General features: G+C 55.0%; 17 protein-coding genes. 13 read left to right on the top strand and 4 right to left on the bottom strand.

All coding sequences use genetic code 11. From position 1 onward, the window contains the following. Positions 1–1392: a UDP-N-acetylmuramate--L-alanine ligase gene (locus IEW06_RS17340; protein WP_188548656.1), complete on the top strand. Its 1392-nt coding sequence runs from the start codon at positions 1–3 to the stop codon at positions 1390–1392. 147 nt (positions 1393–1539) lie between these two features. On the opposite strand, the gene IEW06_RS17345 is transcribed toward IEW06_RS17340, so the two are convergent. Both IEW06_RS17345 and IEW06_RS17350 read right to left on the bottom strand, forming a co-directional pair. Further along, on the bottom strand, positions 1540–2103 hold the full coding sequence (locus IEW06_RS17345) for a hypothetical protein (RefSeq protein WP_187731594.1): 564 nt from the start codon (positions 2101–2103) through the stop codon (positions 1540–1542). A 24-nt stretch (positions 2104–2127) separates the two neighbouring features. Next, positions 2128–2925, bottom strand: a complete 798-nt coding sequence (locus IEW06_RS17350) for a M48 family metallopeptidase (protein ID WP_188548657.1) — start codon at positions 2923–2925, stop codon at positions 2128–2130. 301 nt (positions 2926–3226) lie between these two features. On the opposite strand from IEW06_RS17350, the gene IEW06_RS17355 reads away from it, so the two are divergent. From IEW06_RS17355 to IEW06_RS17385, 7 genes are all read left to right on the top strand, one after another. Further along, positions 3227–3841, top strand: coding sequence for a fumarylacetoacetate hydrolase family protein (locus tag IEW06_RS17355; RefSeq protein WP_187309089.1), 615 nt, complete (start codon positions 3227–3229; stop codon positions 3839–3841). A gap of 13 nt (positions 3842–3854) precedes the next feature. Continuing rightward, on the top strand, positions 3855–5888 hold the full coding sequence (locus IEW06_RS17360; protein ID WP_188548658.1) for a M23 family metallopeptidase: 2034 nt from the start codon (positions 3855–3857) through the stop codon (positions 5886–5888). Positions 5889–6047: 159 nt separating this feature from the next. Continuing rightward, the gene (locus IEW06_RS17365) at positions 6048–6608 is read left to right on the top strand and encodes a lipocalin family protein (RefSeq protein WP_187731592.1); all 561 of its coding nucleotides are present in this window, start codon (positions 6048–6050) and stop codon (positions 6606–6608) included. Between the two features lie 12 nt (positions 6609–6620). After that, positions 6621–7073 carry a thioredoxin-dependent thiol peroxidase gene (gene bcp, locus IEW06_RS17370; RefSeq protein WP_187731591.1) on the top strand — a complete coding sequence of 151 codons (453 nt, stop codon included), beginning with the start codon at positions 6621–6623 and terminating at the stop codon, positions 7071–7073. Between the two features lie 46 nt (positions 7074–7119). Continuing rightward, positions 7120–8022 carry a transketolase gene (locus IEW06_RS17375; RefSeq protein ID WP_187731590.1) on the top strand — a complete coding sequence of 301 codons (903 nt, stop codon included), beginning with the start codon at positions 7120–7122 and terminating at the stop codon, positions 8020–8022. Positions 8023–8125: 103 nt separating this feature from the next. Then, positions 8126–9574 (top strand): vWA domain-containing protein, encoded by a 1449-nt coding sequence (locus IEW06_RS17380; RefSeq protein WP_229743158.1) that lies wholly within the window; start codon positions 8126–8128, stop codon positions 9572–9574. A gap of 52 nt (positions 9575–9626) precedes the next feature. Next, a complete protein-coding gene (locus IEW06_RS17385) occupies positions 9627–10583 on the top strand; it encodes a transketolase family protein (RefSeq protein ID WP_187309083.1) in 957 nt (318 codons plus the stop codon). A gap of 116 nt (positions 10584–10699) precedes the next feature. On the opposite strand, the gene IEW06_RS17390 is transcribed toward IEW06_RS17385, so the two are convergent. Then, the gene (locus IEW06_RS17390) at positions 10700–10996 is read right to left on the bottom strand and encodes an HPF/RaiA family ribosome-associated protein (protein WP_187309082.1); all 297 of its coding nucleotides are present in this window, start codon (positions 10994–10996) and stop codon (positions 10700–10702) included. Between the two features lie 16 nt (positions 10997–11012). Between IEW06_RS17390 and IEW06_RS17395 the strand changes: the two genes are divergently transcribed. The 5 genes from IEW06_RS17395 to IEW06_RS17415 all read left to right on the top strand — a co-directional run bounded on the left by IEW06_RS17395 (position 11013) and on the right by IEW06_RS17415 (position 14984). After that, positions 11013–11888, top strand: a complete 876-nt coding sequence (locus IEW06_RS17395) for a DUF481 domain-containing protein (RefSeq protein WP_188548659.1) — start codon at positions 11013–11015, stop codon at positions 11886–11888. Positions 11889–12012: 124 nt separating this feature from the next. Continuing rightward, positions 12013–12564: an RNA polymerase sigma factor gene (locus IEW06_RS17400; RefSeq protein WP_187731588.1), complete on the top strand. Its 552-nt coding sequence runs from the start codon at positions 12013–12015 to the stop codon at positions 12562–12564. Between the two features lie 30 nt (positions 12565–12594). Beyond that, positions 12595–13053: a hypothetical protein gene (locus tag IEW06_RS17405; RefSeq protein WP_188548660.1), complete on the top strand. Its 459-nt coding sequence runs from the start codon at positions 12595–12597 to the stop codon at positions 13051–13053. Positions 13054–13087: 34 nt separating this feature from the next. Further along, positions 13088–13597: a hypothetical protein gene (locus IEW06_RS17410; RefSeq protein ID WP_188548661.1), complete on the top strand. Its 510-nt coding sequence runs from the start codon at positions 13088–13090 to the stop codon at positions 13595–13597. A gap of 190 nt (positions 13598–13787) precedes the next feature. Continuing rightward, positions 13788–14984 carry an aspartate aminotransferase family protein gene (locus tag IEW06_RS17415; RefSeq protein WP_188548662.1) on the top strand — a complete coding sequence of 399 codons (1197 nt, stop codon included), beginning with the start codon at positions 13788–13790 and terminating at the stop codon, positions 14982–14984. 129 nt (positions 14985–15113) lie between these two features. Here the strand turns inward: IEW06_RS17415 and IEW06_RS17420 are convergent, their stop codons facing one another. Beyond that, positions 15114–15491, bottom strand: coding sequence for a response regulator (locus IEW06_RS17420; protein ID WP_187731584.1), 378 nt, complete (start codon positions 15489–15491; stop codon positions 15114–15116). Positions 15492–15512: the final 21 nt, after the last annotated feature.

Below are 15512 nucleotides of genomic sequence, written 5' to 3' on the forward strand. Positions count from 1 at the left end.
ATGCCCCCCACCCCCACCGCGCTCCACCGCCTTCACCTGATTGCCATCGGGGGAAGCATCATGCACAACCTGGCCTTGGCGTTGCACCGTCGCGGCGCCCAGGTTACCGGCTCCGACGACGAAATCTTTGAGCCTGCTCACGGCCGCTTGGCTGCCGCTGGAATTTTGCCCCCCAGCGAGGGCTGGTTTCCGGAAAAGATAACCGCTGACCTAGATGCCGTGATTGTGGGCATGCACGCGCGGGCCGACAACCCCGAGCTGCTACGTGCTCAGGAGTTAGGGCTGCGCATCTACTCATTCCCGGAGTTCATTTATGAAGCTTCTCGCGATAAACAGCGGGTAGTTATCGGCGGCAGTCATGGCAAAACCAGCATCACATCGCTTATTCTGCATGTGCTGCGCCACCATGGCCGCAAGTTCGACTACGCCGTAGGTGCTCAGCTGGATGGGTTTGATCTGATGGTGCAACTCACGGAAGATGCGCCGATAATCATCATTGAAGGCGACGAATACCTCTCGTCGCCCATTGATCGGCGACCGAAGTTTCACCTGTACCACCACCACATCGGGGTGATTTCGGGTATTAGCTGGGACCATATCAACGTGTTTCCGACGGAGGAAGACTACCGCGAGCAGTTTCGCATTTTTGCCGAGATGACGCCCAAAGCCGGCGTGCTCATCTTTGACCGCGACGACGAGCAGGTGCAGCTAGTAAGCGTGCCCACTGATCCGGACGTGAAATACATCGGTTACGGACCGCACGAGCATGTAGTGCGCGATGGTAAGACCTTTCTGCTCACTAAGAAGGACGACGAGATTCCAATTCAGATCTTCGGCGACCATAACCTGCGCAACATCTCGGCCGCGAAAGAAGTGTGTAAGCAGCTGGGAATTAAGGGCAAGGACTTCTTTGAGGCGCTGGCTACCTTTAAAGGGGCCGCACGCCGCCTGGAGCTGGTGCGGGCCGGCCACGATTCGGTGGTATATAAGGACTTCGCGCACGCGCCTTCAAAGCTCAAAGCCACGGCGGCCGCCCTGAAAAAGCAGTTTCCGAAGCGTCGGCTGGTAGCTTGTTTGGAATTGCACACGTTCAGCAGCCTCAATCCGGCCTTTTTGCCCCAATATGCTCACACGTTTGATGCGCCTGATGTGGCTATCGTGTACTTCAATCCGCAGGTGCTGGCTCACAAACGCCTCCCCGATTTGCCCCCCGAGCAGGTAACGGCCGCCTTTCAGCGCCCTGACCTGCGCGTGTTTACCGACAGCCGCGCCCTGGCCGCTTTCCTGCACGAGCAAAACTGGACCGATGCCAACTTGCTCATGATGTCTTCGGGCACGTTTGATGGACTGGATTTAGCGAAGCTAGCCGAGGCGGTGACCAAGGAGTCTTAATCCAGAAGTTACAGACCATAAGAAAGGGCCGCTATACAGCGGCCCTTTCTTATTTGTCGTTGGTTGGTTTCTTCTCCGGGCGCTTATCCGTGGTCAGCAGCAAAGCCAACGCGGTGAGAGTGAGGCGAATTATCCACTTGCGGCTCATTAGCGAGGAAAGAAATTGTTGTTGCTTTCTACTTCCAGGTCGCAGCGGCTGCCGCCGGTGTTTTCTTCGCACTCGGTGCCGGTAATACGGTTTTTATCGAAAGAGAAATAGCAGAACGTACACCCCACGCTCGTTACGATATAACGCTCGGCATTGGAGCGCAGGTACAAACTATTGTCGGTAGAGGTTTCTAAAGGAATAGCCATGGCGCGGTACATGCCATTGCGCAGTCCCATGCCTACCAGGTAATAAATGGCTTTGTCTTTGGGGCTACCCTGCACCTTGCGGATACTGGTTTTGTCGACAACGGTACCGTCGTTGAACTGCCGGATGAAGGCTGTTGCGAGCTGGGCGCGAGGCACCACGTATTCTACCTGGCCTTCAATTACCCGCCCTACCAGCTTGCTGCTCACTTCTAACTGCCTCCGCTCCAGATCAGTGCCATCCGCAGCATTCACCTCCGGAATGCCGCGCTTACTGGTTTCACAGGCCGGCAGCGCGGTCAGCAGGATAACAAGCAAGGGCAATACATGCCGTACTAAGGAATGGGGGGCAAATTTCATTGGATACAGACAGTAGCAGCAGGCTTAGCGCGCTTTATAATACTTACGCGCCTCTGGCAGAAGGCTTTGAATATCGTTGATACGCGTTTCGTTGGAAGGGTGCGTAGAAAGGAACTCGGGTGGCGATGCTCCGTTGCTCCGGGCCGCCATGCGCTGCCAGAAACCAACAGCTCCATCAGGGTTGTAGCCCGCCATAGCCATAAAGATAAGCCCCAATCGATCAGCTTCCGATTCCTGGTTGCGGCCGTAGCGCAACATTCCTAGCTGAGAGCCTACGCCAAAAGCTTGCAGCGCTACTTGCTGGGTAGTGGCGGAGTTGGTTGAAAGAGCAGCCCCCAAGGCCTGACCACCCAACTGCTGCACCAAGCCCTGGCTCATACGCTCGCTGCCATGCTTGGCTACGGCGTGCGCTATTTCGTGAGCCATTACCACAGCAAGGCCATTTTCGTCTTGAGTAATCGGCAGTATACCGGTATAAACGGCGGTTTTGCCCCCCGGCATCGCCCAGGCGTTCTGCTGGGCATCATCCTGAATAAGATTAAACTCCCAGGCATAGCCCGTTAGCTGATCCTGAGCATTCTGCTGCCGGAAATATGTTTCAACGGCCTGCTGAATCCGCTGCCCCACCCGCCGAACCATGGCCGTTTGGGTGGAATTAGTAGAAAGCTTGCTTTGGCCGATTACTTCGCGGTACTGCTGGGCAGCCAGGGTATTTATCTCAGCGTCAGACACCAGGCTAAGCTGGCGACGACCCGTTATTGGAACCGTAGAGCAGCCTACTGCTACAAACAGGCAGCTGGCTACAAGAAACTTTTTAAACATGACGGAGGGGTTACTTTAAAGAAAATGTCACTTAACTACCATGGCATAGCATTTATAAGGCCAAAATGCCTTCCCGCCCAGCTTAGATAGCTATTGCCTATACGATAGCGCATGGGGTAAATGTTTACTGCTTACCTCTTAGCTGTGGCGCCCATGAAGGTGAAAGAGGTCTTATTTATTTCCTACCCCACAGAAATAGCCCTAATTTTGGCTGCACACGCTTGCGGCGTTGGGGGCCTATACCCTAAGTGCAAATCCCCGGCTGACAGGCTAAGCTGAAGTCACTAAGCATCATACAGAAATGAAAATACTTTGCATCGGCCGTAATTATGCCGAACACATAGCTGAGCTTAAGAACGAAACGCCCGACGAGCCCGTCATCTTCGCCAAGCCCGATACGGCTTTATTACAGCGAAATCAGCCCTTTTTCTACCCTGATTTCTCGCAGGATATTCACCACGAAATCGAGCTGGTGATGCGCATCTGCAAGAATGGCAAGAACATAGAGCCGCAGTTTGCCACCAATTACTTCGATGCCATTGGCTTGGGCATCGATTTCACGGCCCGCGACTTACAAAGCAAAGCCAAAGCGAAAGGCTTGCCCTGGGAGCTGGCGAAGGGCTTCGATGGCTCGGCACCCCTTTCTACCACGTTTAAGCCCGTGGCAGAGTTTGCCGACTTGGCCAATATCAACTTCCGGCTGGAAGTGAACGGTGAGGTTCGGCAGCAGGGCAACTCCGGCATGATGCTGCACAATTTCGCCGCCCAGATTGCCTACATCTCCCGCTTTATCACGTTAAAAATGGGAGATTTGATCTTTACGGGCACGCCCAGCGGTGTTGGCCCGGTACATATCGGCGACCGGCTGGAGGGGTATATAGAGAACGAAAAGCTGTTGGATGTTGCTGTTAAGTAAAGGGTTGAAAATTGTGCAGTACCAAGTTCGAGGCATTAGTAAAATAGTAAAGTGGAGTGGGTTAGGCGTGGTAGCTGGTGCGGTAGCCCTCACGGCTATGAGTCTGCGGCCCGTGCCCTTTAACGGAACTGTTGCGCCGCGCCGCACTTCCCAGGCGGCACCCGAAACCAAGCCCAGCCGACACATCACGCCCATAGATAGCGTACCGGCCGGCTATTTCATGTTTCCTATTAAGCCGGGCAAACCCAACTTTTTGACGGGCAGCATGGGAGAGATTCGCGCCAACCACTTTCATGGTGGGCTTGACATCAAAACCGATGGGCGAGTTGATTTGCCTGTATACGCCTCCGCCGATGGCTACGTGTCGCGGCTAAAGCAGTCAGCCTTTGGCTACGGCAATGTGCTGTATATCACCCACCCCAATGGGATGACAACGGTATATGGTCACCTCAACCGCTTCGAGGGTCCGGTGGCTGATTTCCTGCGTCAGCAACAATACGCCAAGCAGACCTTTGAGTTAGAGCTGTTTCCGACAAAAGACCAGTTTGTCGTGAAGCGCGGCGACATTGTAGCCATGTCAGGTAACACGGGTGGCTCGGGCGGCCCGCACTTGCACTGGGAAGTGCGCGACGCGGAAGACCGGCAGCTTAACCCGCTACGCTTTGGAGGGTTTGCGGAGATTCAGGACCATGTGGCGCCTACCCTGCAGGCATTTGCCGTAGAGCCGCTCAGCATTGACGCCCGCGTACAAGGGCGCTTTGACAAAGCCGTTTTTACGCCAAAAAAGCCCCCCACGCCTGCTGCGCCGAGCACACCCTATGCCTACCCCGATACTATTGCCGCTTTCGGTATGGTGGGTTTGCTGGTGCAAGGCTTTGACCGCTTCGACATAGCGACTAACCGCAATGGTCTGCAACGAGTAGAAGTGCGCGTAAATGGGCAGCCGCATTACCGTCATACGATCGATGCTGTTCCCTTCAGCGACTCGCGGCAGATTTCGCAGCACATTGACTATCAATGGCAACAGACCAACGGCCGGACCCTGGAGAAGCTGTTCGTGGATGATGGCAACACGCTCCCGATTTATAATACGAACGGTACAAAGGGCAAGCTGCGGGTAGAAGAAGGCTCGATATACAACGTTGAAGTGCGCCTGAGCGACTCCTACGGCAACACCACGCCCTTCACTTTTGTGCTACGCGGCCAAAAGCCAGTTTACTACAAGACGCGCAATGCCAGCGTGCGCAAGCCGGCTCTGCGTTATGATATTAACCGCAACATTCTCAAGGTAATAGCTACCGACCCGGACACTAGCCGCCAGGGGGCAAATATTACGCTGATGCGCGGAAACCGCCGCCTTGAGGTAGTGCCGAGCTACACAGTGCAAAGCGAGAATGTGTACCTCTACGATCTGCGTGCCGGCCTGCCCGATTCCATTCGCTTTGGGCAGTTGACCAAGGCCTTCGAGCCTAAAGTTCCTATCCCATCTGCCACAGAGCAGTCGTTTGCCAACGGTTTGCAGAACCTGGTCTTTTTTCCGCTCACGCTGTTTGACACTTTGTATCTGCAAAACGGCTACAAAGACGGGCTCTGGACGATTCATAATGCGCGCACGCCTTTGTTTAAGCCGATGCAAGCTACCCTGAAGCCGCCCGTAGCCGTAGCCGACAAAACCCGTTCGGCGGTGTATATGATTAACTATAAGGGTGCCCGCATCTATCAGGGGGGCAAATGGGAGGGTGAACAGATCACGTTTCCCGTGAAAACCTTCGGCTCCTTCCGCATCCTGACCGATACGCTTGCGCCCACGGCACGGCTGGTGCGGAAGTCGCCGGCGGGCCTCACTTTCATTGTAGGCGATAATCTTTCGGGGCTCAGCAGCTACCGTTTGCTGGTGAACGGGCAGTGGCGTATGCTGCGCTACGAGTACAAAAACGCTACCTTATTCACCGATCCGCAGGATAAAACAGTGCCGCTTGCCGGCGAAGCAGAGCTACGCCTGACCGACCAGGCCGGCAACGAGAAAATCCTGCAGTTTAAGATTTAGCTGGCGGCTGGGGGGCAAAAGGCCGTCATGCAGAACGGTAGGGAAGCATCTCGCGTGCTGACGAGAGGTTAGTAATCCTAACTAAACATGCGAGATGCTGCGCTACCGCTCTGCATGACAGACGTTTTTAACAAAGCACTATCTATCAAACACCAACCTATGAAAACTCGCCGTCCTGTTCTTTTCGCTGCTGCCGCTACTGTTACCGTAGCGGCTGTGGGCCTGGTGTACTCCCGAAATCGTCGTCAGGTGCCGCTGGCCGTAGCTGAGCACGTTGACCTGGCGCGCTATATGGGCGTATGGTATGAAATTGCTCGCCTTCCTACTCGCTTCGAGAAGGGTTGCCAGCACGTTACGGCCGAGTATTCGTTGCGGCCTGATGGGAAAGTAGCCGTGATAAACAGCTGCCGCAAAAACAGTCCAACGGGTCCGCTGGAAATAGCGCGCGGTGTGGCTCGTGTTATTGATTCTAAGACCAACGCCAAGCTAAAGGTTAGCTTTATCTGGCCTTTCGAGGGCGACTACTGGATTCTGGACCTCGACCCCGAGTACCAATACGCGCTGGTAGGTGAGCCCGGCCGCGAAAACCTGTGGCTGCTGAGCCGCACGCCGCAATTGGCACAGCCCGTGCGCGAGCAGCTTATTGCCGTGGCACAATCTGCTGGCTTTCCGGTGGAAAAGCTCATCTTCACGCCCCAACCTGCGGCCAACTTACCCTAGCATTTGCCCCCCATGTCTCTTCAGCCCGGCGACGCCGCCCCCAACTTCGAAGCCCTCGACCAAAATGGCAACCTCATCCGTCTGCAGGACCTGCGCGGGCAGAAGGTAGCCCTGTATTTTTATCCGAAAGATGACACCTCAGGCTGCACGGCTCAGGCCTGCAATCTACGCGACAACCAGGCCGAGCTGCGCGCCGCTGGTATTAAGGTGCTGGGGGTGAGCATCGACGGAGAAAAGTCGCATCAGAAGTTCGCCACCAAATACGACCTACCTTTTTCTCTGCTGGTAGATGAGGACAAGCAGATAGTGGAAGCCTACGGCGTATGGCAGGAAAAATCGATGTACGGCCGTAAGTACATGGGCACCATGCGCTACACCTTCCTAATTGACGAGCAGGGCAACATTGAAAAGGTGATTACGAAAGTGGATACCAAAAATCACGCGGCTCAACTGCTTGGCGCTTAATCTCACTGCTTATCTTCGCTCCCAACCTCCTACTAAGAACTACTATATGTCGCAGTCAAGCCCCGCCGCCCACGTACAGACCGAAACCCAGCCCGCTCAGCGCGAAAGAAGCATTGCGGAGCTAAAACAGATTGCCTCGCAGGTACGCCGCGACATCGTGCGCATGGTTCATGCCGTGAACTCGGGCCACCCCGGCGGCTCCCTAGGCTGTACCGATCTGCTGGTAGCGCTGTACTTCCGCATCATGAAGCATAATCCTGACTTTTCGATGGAAGGCCACGATGAGGATTTGTTTTTTCTATCGAACGGGCACATTTCGCCGGTATTTTACTCTGTATTAGCGCGTTCGGGCTACTTTCCGGTGAGCGAGCTGGCTACCTTCCGCAAGCTGAATTCGCGCCTGCAAGGCCATCCAGCCACGGAGGAAGGTTTGCCCGGCGTGCGTATTGCTTCGGGTTCGTTGGGCCAAGGCCTGAGCGTAGCCGTTGGGGCTGCCCAAGCCAAAAAGCTTAATAAAGACGACCGCACGGTGTATGTGCTCATGGGCGACGGCGAGTTGAATGAAGGCCAAGTATGGGAAGCGGCCCTTTACGCTCCTCACCGCCAAGTAGACAACCTGATTGCCATCGTGGACCGCAACGGCCAGCAAATCGATGGCTCTACCAAGGAGATTATGAACCTGGGCAGCCTGCGCGCCAAGTTTGAAGCGTTTGGCTGGCTGGTGCTCGAAACCGACGGCAACGACCTCGAAAAGCTCATTGCTTCGCTGGAGGAAGCACGCCAGCTACTCGGTCAGGGACAGCCCGTAATGGTGCTGATGGACACACAGATGGGCGCCGGCGTTGACTTCATGATGGGCTCGCACAAGTGGCACGGCGTAGCCCCGAACGATGAGCAGCTGGAGAAGGCCTTGCAGCAGCTTTTGGTAGAAGAAGCCTCGGATTACTAAAGCCGAGCCGCAGGCTTGGCTTTATAACTTTGACCGTCATGCGGAGCAAAGCGAAGCATCTCGCCAGCGATAGTGAGGTTAGTAATCCCACTAAACACGCGAGATGCTTCGGCTCCGCCTCTGCATGACGGTCAAAGCCATTTACCTGCTTATGAGCCGACTCGGGTATCTGTGCGGACTACTGCTGGGGGGCATTTTGTTGCTCACGGCACCGCTGTATGCTCAGAATTTGCCCCCCACGAAGCCCCGCACTACCCGCATCCTGTTTTTGCTCGATGCCTCTGGTAGCATGGGGGCTGTGTGGGAAGGTCGGCCACGCATGGAAGTTGCCAAGAGCCTGCTGGCCAAGATGGTCGATTCGCTTAACACTTACCCAAATCTGGAATTGGGGCTACGCGTGTATGGTCATCAGTACGGTCGGGAGGAAAATAACTGCCAGGACTCGCGTTTGGAAGTAGCTTTTGCTGCGAAGAATGCGAAGGCCATCAAGGCCAAGCTACAAACCCTGCAACCGCGTGGCAATACGCCCATCACGTATTCGCTGCTGCAATCGGCCAACGACTTTCCGGCCGATAAAACGGCTCGCAACGTGCTCATTCTCATCACCGACGGTCTTGAGTCGTGCCAGGGCGACCCGTGCGCTACGTCGTTGGCTTTGCAGCGCAAGCACATCTTTTTGAAGCCTTTTGTCATTGGCATTGGGGCCGAAAAAGAGTTTGGCAAGCAGCTCGAATGTCTGGGGCAGTATTACAACGCGGCTGATGTTAAAACCTTCCGCTCCGTGCTCGATAACGTTATTACCCAGACCCTGCAAAAAACTACCGTCCGGGTAAACCTGACCGATGCCGACGGCAAGCCCGTGGAAAGCAACGTGAACATGACCTTCGTGAACAGCGCTACCGGTCAGCCCGAGTACAACTACGTGCATTACCGCGACACCAAAGGCCAGCCCGACGTGCTCGATATCGACGCGCTCCAGTCCTACGACCTCATCATTAATACGGTGCCTCCAGTGCGGCAGGCCGACTTAAAAATCAAGCCAGGGCAAGATAACTTGCTGACGTACAAGACCCCACAAGGAACCCTCCGCTTGCAGGGACCCAATATGACACCTAATCCCTATGGCACGGTGCAGACGGTGGTGCGGGCCCAGGGCGAGGCAAGTACCGTAGTGGCGCTGCCTTTCGGGAGTCGGCAGAAGCTGCTGGGGGGCAATTATGAGGTGGAGTTACTTACGCTGCCGCGCATCGTCCGCCGCGTCACGATCAAGCAAGGGCAGGAAACGATGGTGACGTATCCGGCGCCCGGCACGCTGAACATTGTGACGGATCTGGCGGGCTACGGCAGCATCTATCAACTCAACGACGACGAATCACAAACCTGGATTTATAACCTCCCCGAAACTTCCAGTAAAATCAACCTGACGATGCAGCCGGGCGCCTACCGCTTGGTATTTCGCACCAAAAATTCCACGGGTAGTCAGTTTACGGACGTGCGCAATTTCACCATCCGCAGCGGACAGACTACTTCGGTGAGTATGTTTGGGAAATGATATGCTTGAGGAATAAGCAGAACGAGCAACTCCAACATTTTACATCTCCTTCATGAAAGAATTCCCCTACTCCGAATCCAAAGACACGCGCTCAGGCTTCGGTGCCGGCCTGCACGAACTGGGCAAAACCAATGAAAACGTAGTAGCTCTCTGCGCCGACCTCACGGGCTCGCTCAAAATGGATGCGTTCAAGAAAGACTTTCCGGAGCGCTTCTTCCAGGTAGGTATTGCGGAGGCCAACATGATGAGCATGGCCGCTGGCATGACCATAGGGGGCAAAATTCCCTTTACGGGCACTTTCGCCAACTTCAGCACCGGCCGCGTGTACGACCAGATTCGGCAAAGCATTGCCTATTCGGGCAAGAACGTGAAGATCTGCGCTTCCCACGCCGGCGTTACGCTGGGGGAAGACGGTGCCACCCACCAGATTCTGGAAGACCTGGGCATGATGCGCATGCTGCCCCACATGACCGTCATCAACCCCTGCGACTTCAACCAGACCAAGGCTGCCACCATCGCCATTGCCGAGCATGAAGGCCCCGTGTACCTGCGTTTCGGCCGGCCTGTGGTGCCCAACTTTACTCCGGCCGACCAGCAATTCGAAATTGGCAAAGCCGTAATGCTCAATGAGGGTGCCGATGTGAGCATTTTTGCCACTGGCCACCTGGTGTGGAAAGCCATTCTGGCGGGTAAACTGCTGGCCGAAAAAGGCATTGATGCCGAAATCATCAACATTCACACCATCAAGCCTTTGGATGCGGCTGCTATCCTCCAGTCGGCGCGCAAAACGCGGTGCGTGGTGTCGGCAGAGGAGCATCAGATGAACGGCGGCCTCGGCGACAGCATCGCACAGCTGCTCGCTCGTGAAGAGCCCCTGCCTCTGGAGATGGTTGCCGTCAACGACTCTTTCGGCGAGAGCGGCACCCCCGATCAGCTCATGGAGAAATATGGCCTGATGGAAAACGACATCGTGGCAGCGGTAGAACGAGTAATGGCTCGTAAGAAGTAGTGCGTGTTTTTTTAAGTTAAAAAGCCCCCCGGATATTCTCTGGGGGGCTTTTTTTAGCAGAGTATAGCAAGTAGCGAAGCACAGCAGTTGCTTACTATTTATACCTTCGCTATTCGTTAGTCAACAAACTGCCGCTTCAGCTTCTCGCTGGCATCGCGTAGGCTGGCGGGCCAGGAAGCACCGGCACCTTCCGCAAACAGATCTTTGCCGGGAATACCGAGGCGCCACCGTACGGTCTTGTTGTTTTCGGGGTTTGTGCCTTCCTCACGCAGGTACACGTCGGCGGCTACAATGTCCTGGCGGAAGCGCATTACGCGGCGCAGCTCGCTTTCTACCTGATCCACCAAGGCGGGGCTTTCAGAGAAGCCCACCATCTGTAAATCTACTTTGATGTTATCGATATTGTATTGCATAGAACAAACGGTAAGAATGGAAAAAATGCCCCCCGGTATTGCTGAGCGCATGCGGGGGGCTTTTTTCAATACGGGAACCGCGCCTCGCGGTTATCACTGGCCACCGAGTGTCCTGGCGGAATACTTGCTCAAAATCCGGAATCGAAGCCTGTCGGGCCACAGTATTCTGGGAGTAGTCATGTGTCTTGCTTTGCTGCTAGCGCGCCCTACCCTCGCCCAGGATATGCCCCCCGACACGACTTTAATCGTGTATACCGGCCAGCTGACGGGCGCTTACAGCGCGGGCGGCGTGAACCGAGCGCTGCTCTCTACAGCCCACACCGCCACTTTTACACGCGGCGAACATATCGGCTTGCCCTTAAGCGGCAGCTTTATTTATGGTAAGCAAGATCGCCTGCTCAAAGAGCGCGAGCTGCTCCTGAATGCTACGCCTTATTACCGCCTCAACCGCTTTCGCTTCTATGGTATCGGTGGCTTCGAGCGCAGCAATCTGCGCGGCATCGACCGCCGGGTACAGTTAGGAGCCGGGCCGGGCTGGGCCTTTTACTCCGATTCGCTGGGGCGCGAAATATCAGTCAGCAATCTGATCATCCGTGAGTCGACCAACTTCCAGAATGGCACTGAGCGCGTAACGGCCCGCAATTCTGCCCGATTGAAGGTGGCTTACTCGCGCAGCATCATTACGCTGAGTGCCCTCACGTATTATCAGCCTTCCCTCAGCGACTTTGGTGATTATCGCTTCAGCAATTTAACTACGCTTGCTCTGAAGCTTACGCGCCGCCTGGCTGTAAATTTCACCTACAACTACACCCACGAAAGCCGGGTAATTGAAGGCCGATTTAATGACAATACCAACGTAACAGTGGGAGTTTCTTACGCGACAAATAAGTAGAGAGATTTGGTATACAGAGCATTATAGTAGTTGAGACAACTAATTCTAAAACCTGAATAAACCCTCAGCTGTCCCTCCCCTCTAAGCCATCAAACCACGCCGCTCCTAATCCTCTCCCTCCTACTTGGAAGACCAAGAAATCCTCCTCAAGTTCCAAGACCCGGCGGCCCGCAATGTGGCCTTCAATCAGCTGGTGCGCAAGTATCAGCAGAAGGTGTACTGGCATGTGCGCAAGATGGTGGTAGACCACAACGATGCCGACGACCTCACCCAGGACACCTTCGTGAAAGTGTGGAAGCACCTCGGCAACTTCCGCCAGGATGCGTCGCTCTATACCTGGATTTACCGGATTGCTACCAACGAGTGCCTGAGCTTTCTGCAAAGCAAGCGCCGTAAGTTTTTCCTCCCGCTGAATGATGTGGGGGCCGAATTAGCGGCCAAAATCGAAGCCGACCCGCTGCTGGCCGGCGATGAGATAGAGCGCAAGCTGCAAAAAGCCATTCTGCGCCTCCCCGATAAGCAGCGCCTCGTGTTCAACCTCAAGTATTACGACGAGATGACCTACGAGCAGATGGCCAACGTCACGGGTACGTCGGTAGGTGCCCTGAAAGCGTCCTACCATCACGCCGTGAAAAAGATTGAGCAATACGTGACCGAAGAATCTTCCGCCGATTAAACCTCGCGGCCCTAGCCGCATCCAATGCATATGAAAACTCCATTTCGGCTCGATGACCACCCACGCCGGCCGCAACCGCCACTAGTCTCTCCCCCAGCGGGTTACTTCGACCAGCTGCCCCGTCAGATAATGGCGCGCGTGCAGCCCGAAGCCGCCTCTGAGTCGGTGACGTGGGGCTGGCTGACGAACCTCTCCCGCCCTTTGCGCACGGCTCTGGCCTCGGCGGTGGTGCTGGGGGGCTTTTCGACAGCTTTCTACCTGAGCCAACCCGCTACGCAAACTCCAAATTTGCCCCCCAAAACTTCGCTGGCTGCTGTGCCCGAGGCTGATCTTATTAATTATCTGGCCGTTAACAATCAGCTGGAAACCGAGGATCTGGCCAGCTTGCCTTTGCCGGATGATAACCTGATGGCCTATTTCCTGCAAGCCTCACCCCAGGAATTGGAAGCGGCACTGGGGCCTCCCAGTCTTGATGAAGCTTACTACTAACCGTACTTTTCTCCCTTTTTGCCTTCCTCCCACTATGAATAATTCCCTTTTTTCTCGCTTAGGTTTGGCGTTGGTGCTCCTGCTGCTAGCTCTGCCAAACCTGCGCGCCCAGAATACCCGATCCGCTGATATTGAGGCTCGTATTGAAAATGCGCGCATTGCCTATATCACCCGCGAAGTAGCGCTTACCCCCGAGCAAGGTCAGCGCTTCTGGCCTTTGTATAACGAATACAGCACCAAGCGCCGTGAGCTACGCCGCTCCCACGATCAGCTGCGCCGCAGCGCTACGCCCACCATGACGGACGACCAGGCCCGCGATAATCTCAAGCAGATCATTGCGGTATCGAAAAATGAGCTGAACATGACGGAGGATTATTTCGCCAAATTTCAGAAGGTGATTTCGGCCCGACAGGTTGCGCAGCTGTACAAGGCTGAGCGCGAGTTTGGCCGCGTAATGATGAAGGAAATGAAAACCGAGCGCCAGGCCAGCGGCCCGCGCGGGCGGTCGGGCCGACCGGCGGTTAACCCAGGCACGTCCAATTAACTGAGCGTGATGCCAAAGAAATAACAAAAAAGAGGCTGAGCATTCAGCCTCTTTTTTGTTGGTTACTGGCCAATAGCTGGGAGGCAAAATCCAAGCACAAATATGGAATTGCGCTTGAGAGCGGGCCACACCTTAGCTTCCGACATCGCGGTGCTTACTTTTGCCCCCCAGAATCTTTTTACCCATTCGCATGCTTACCCCTCGCCAGCTCTTTCTTCGGCATCAAGCCCAAACATCCGACTCTCCCCTACTCCTGGAAATAGAGCGGGCGGAAGGCGTATATATGTACGGGCCAGATGGCCGACGCTACCTGGATTTGATTTCGGGCATTGGGGTCAGCAACGTAGGCCATCGTCACCCAAAGGTTATTCAAGCCATTCACCATCAGCTTGATAAATACCTGCACCTGATGGTATACGGTGAGTTGGTGCAAGCGCCCCCGGCCGAATTAGCGCACGCCCTGACCCAAACCCTGCCGCCCCACCTCGATGCGGTTTACTTCACCAATTCGGGCACCGAGGCGGTTGAAGGAGCTCTCAAGCTAGCCAAGCGCCACACCGGCCGCACCGAGCTGATTTCCTGCCACCGCGCTTACCACGGCTCCACTCACGGCGCATTGTCTGTTACCGGCTCCGAAGGATTTAAGCGCAGCTACCGCCCTCTTTTGCCCGATATTCGCCACATCGAATTCAACGATTTCACTGATTTAGAGCATATTACCGAGCGAACGGCCGCCATCATCATTGAGACGGTGCAGGGGGAAGCGGGTGTGCGGGTGCCGGAGAATAACTACCTGCAAGCCCTGCGCAAGCGCTGCCTCTACACCGGTACGCTACTCATTCTGGACGAAATTCAGTGTGGTTTTGGGCGCACGGGTTCCTTTTGGGCCTTCGAGCAGTTCGGGATATGGCCCGATATTCTGGTTTGCGCCAAAGGCATGGGTGGTGGTATGCCTATCGGGGCCTTTATTGCCCCCCAACCTATAATGGCCGGCATCCGCAGCAATCCGGTGCTGGGGCACTGCACTACGTTTGGCGGGCATCCGGTATCCTGTGCGGCTTCCCTAGCTACGTTGCGCGTTATTTTAGAGGAAAACCTGTTAGCAGGAGTAGCGGAAAAAGCAGCCCGGTTTCGGCGGCAGCTGGTGCATCCGGCTATCAGGGAGGTGCGCGGTCAGGGCTTGCTAATGGCCGTTGAGTTCGACTCTTATGACGTGCTCAAGCCCATCATCGACCGTGCCCTGGAGCACGAGGGTATTCTGACCGACTGGTTTTTATTCTGCGATAATTCCCTGCGTTTAGCGCCACCTCTCACCATCACCGACGGTGAAATTGATGAAGCCTGTGCGGCTCTTCTGCGAGCGATTAACTACGTAACCGGTCAGTAAAGCCTGAACATAGAAAAACGTCTGTCATCCTGACGAAGGAAGGACCTTCTCACCGAAAAACGACCAGCGCTAAAGTGAGAAGGTCCTTCCTTCGTCAGGATGACAGACGTTTTTTTAACTAGCTAATTCTTATCCTACATACTGCTTTACTACACGTACCAAGGCATCAAAGTCGAGAGGCTTCGGCAGATAATCAGTAATGCCGGCTTCGCGGAACTGCTCCATGGAGTAGTTGTTCGCATTGCCCGTGATAGCAATGATAGGCACCTGAGCAACTTGCGGGTTAGAGCTGCGCCGGATTTCGCGGGTGCACTCCATGCCGTCTTTTACCGGAATGTTGATATCCATCAACACGCAGTCGATGGGTTGACTCTCTACCTGCTTAATGACCTCATTCCCGTTTTTGGCCGAAAGGATGTGGTATTTCTGCAGTTCCAGAATTTTTTTTGTCAGGTTCAGAATAACGGAGCTATCCTCCGCAATCAGAATCGTTTTGGACTCGGCCATGATGGAATAGATTTAGTTTCA

The sequence above is a fragment of the Hymenobacter qilianensis genome, from assembly GCF_014638675.1.
Lineage (GTDB): Bacteria > Bacteroidota > Bacteroidia > Cytophagales > Hymenobacteraceae > Hymenobacter > Hymenobacter qilianensis.

What these genes read in the sequence shown, in the direction of transcription:
- IEW06_RS17395 (WP_188548659.1), top strand. Translation starts at nt 11,013, where the DNA reads ATGGAAAAAATGCCCCCCGGTATTGCTGAGCGCATGCGGGGGGCTTTT.
- IEW06_RS17420 (WP_187731584.1), bottom strand. Translation starts at nt 15,491, where the DNA reads ATGGCCGAGTCCAAAACGATTCTGATTGCGGAGGATAGCTCCGTTATT.
- IEW06_RS17390 (WP_187309082.1), bottom strand. Translation starts at nt 10,996, where the DNA reads ATGCAATACAATATCGATAACATCAAAGTAGATTTACAGATGGTGGGC.
- IEW06_RS17340 (WP_188548656.1), top strand. Translation starts at nt 1, where the DNA reads ATGCCCCCCACCCCCACCGCGCTCCACCGCCTTCACCTGATTGCCATC.
- IEW06_RS17410 (WP_188548661.1), top strand. Translation starts at nt 13,088, where the DNA reads ATGAATAATTCCCTTTTTTCTCGCTTAGGTTTGGCGTTGGTGCTCCTG.
- IEW06_RS17365 (WP_187731592.1), top strand. Translation starts at nt 6,048, where the DNA reads ATGAAAACTCGCCGTCCTGTTCTTTTCGCTGCTGCCGCTACTGTTACC.
- IEW06_RS17375 (WP_187731590.1), top strand. Translation starts at nt 7,120, where the DNA reads ATGTCGCAGTCAAGCCCCGCCGCCCACGTACAGACCGAAACCCAGCCC.
- bcp (WP_187731591.1), top strand. Translation starts at nt 6,621, where the DNA reads ATGTCTCTTCAGCCCGGCGACGCCGCCCCCAACTTCGAAGCCCTCGAC.
- IEW06_RS17405 (WP_188548660.1), top strand. Translation starts at nt 12,595, where the DNA reads ATGAAAACTCCATTTCGGCTCGATGACCACCCACGCCGGCCGCAACCG.
- IEW06_RS17415 (WP_188548662.1), top strand. Translation starts at nt 13,788, where the DNA reads ATGCTTACCCCTCGCCAGCTCTTTCTTCGGCATCAAGCCCAAACATCC.
- IEW06_RS17350 (WP_188548657.1), bottom strand. Translation starts at nt 2,925, where the DNA reads ATGTTTAAAAAGTTTCTTGTAGCCAGCTGCCTGTTTGTAGCAGTAGGC.
- IEW06_RS17385 (WP_187309083.1), top strand. Translation starts at nt 9,627, where the DNA reads ATGAAAGAATTCCCCTACTCCGAATCCAAAGACACGCGCTCAGGCTTC.
- IEW06_RS17380 (WP_229743158.1), top strand. Translation starts at nt 8,126, where the DNA reads ATGCTTCGGCTCCGCCTCTGCATGACGGTCAAAGCCATTTACCTGCTT.
- IEW06_RS17355 (WP_187309089.1), top strand. Translation starts at nt 3,227, where the DNA reads ATGAAAATACTTTGCATCGGCCGTAATTATGCCGAACACATAGCTGAG.
- IEW06_RS17345 (WP_187731594.1), bottom strand. Translation starts at nt 2,103, where the DNA reads ATGAAATTTGCCCCCCATTCCTTAGTACGGCATGTATTGCCCTTGCTT.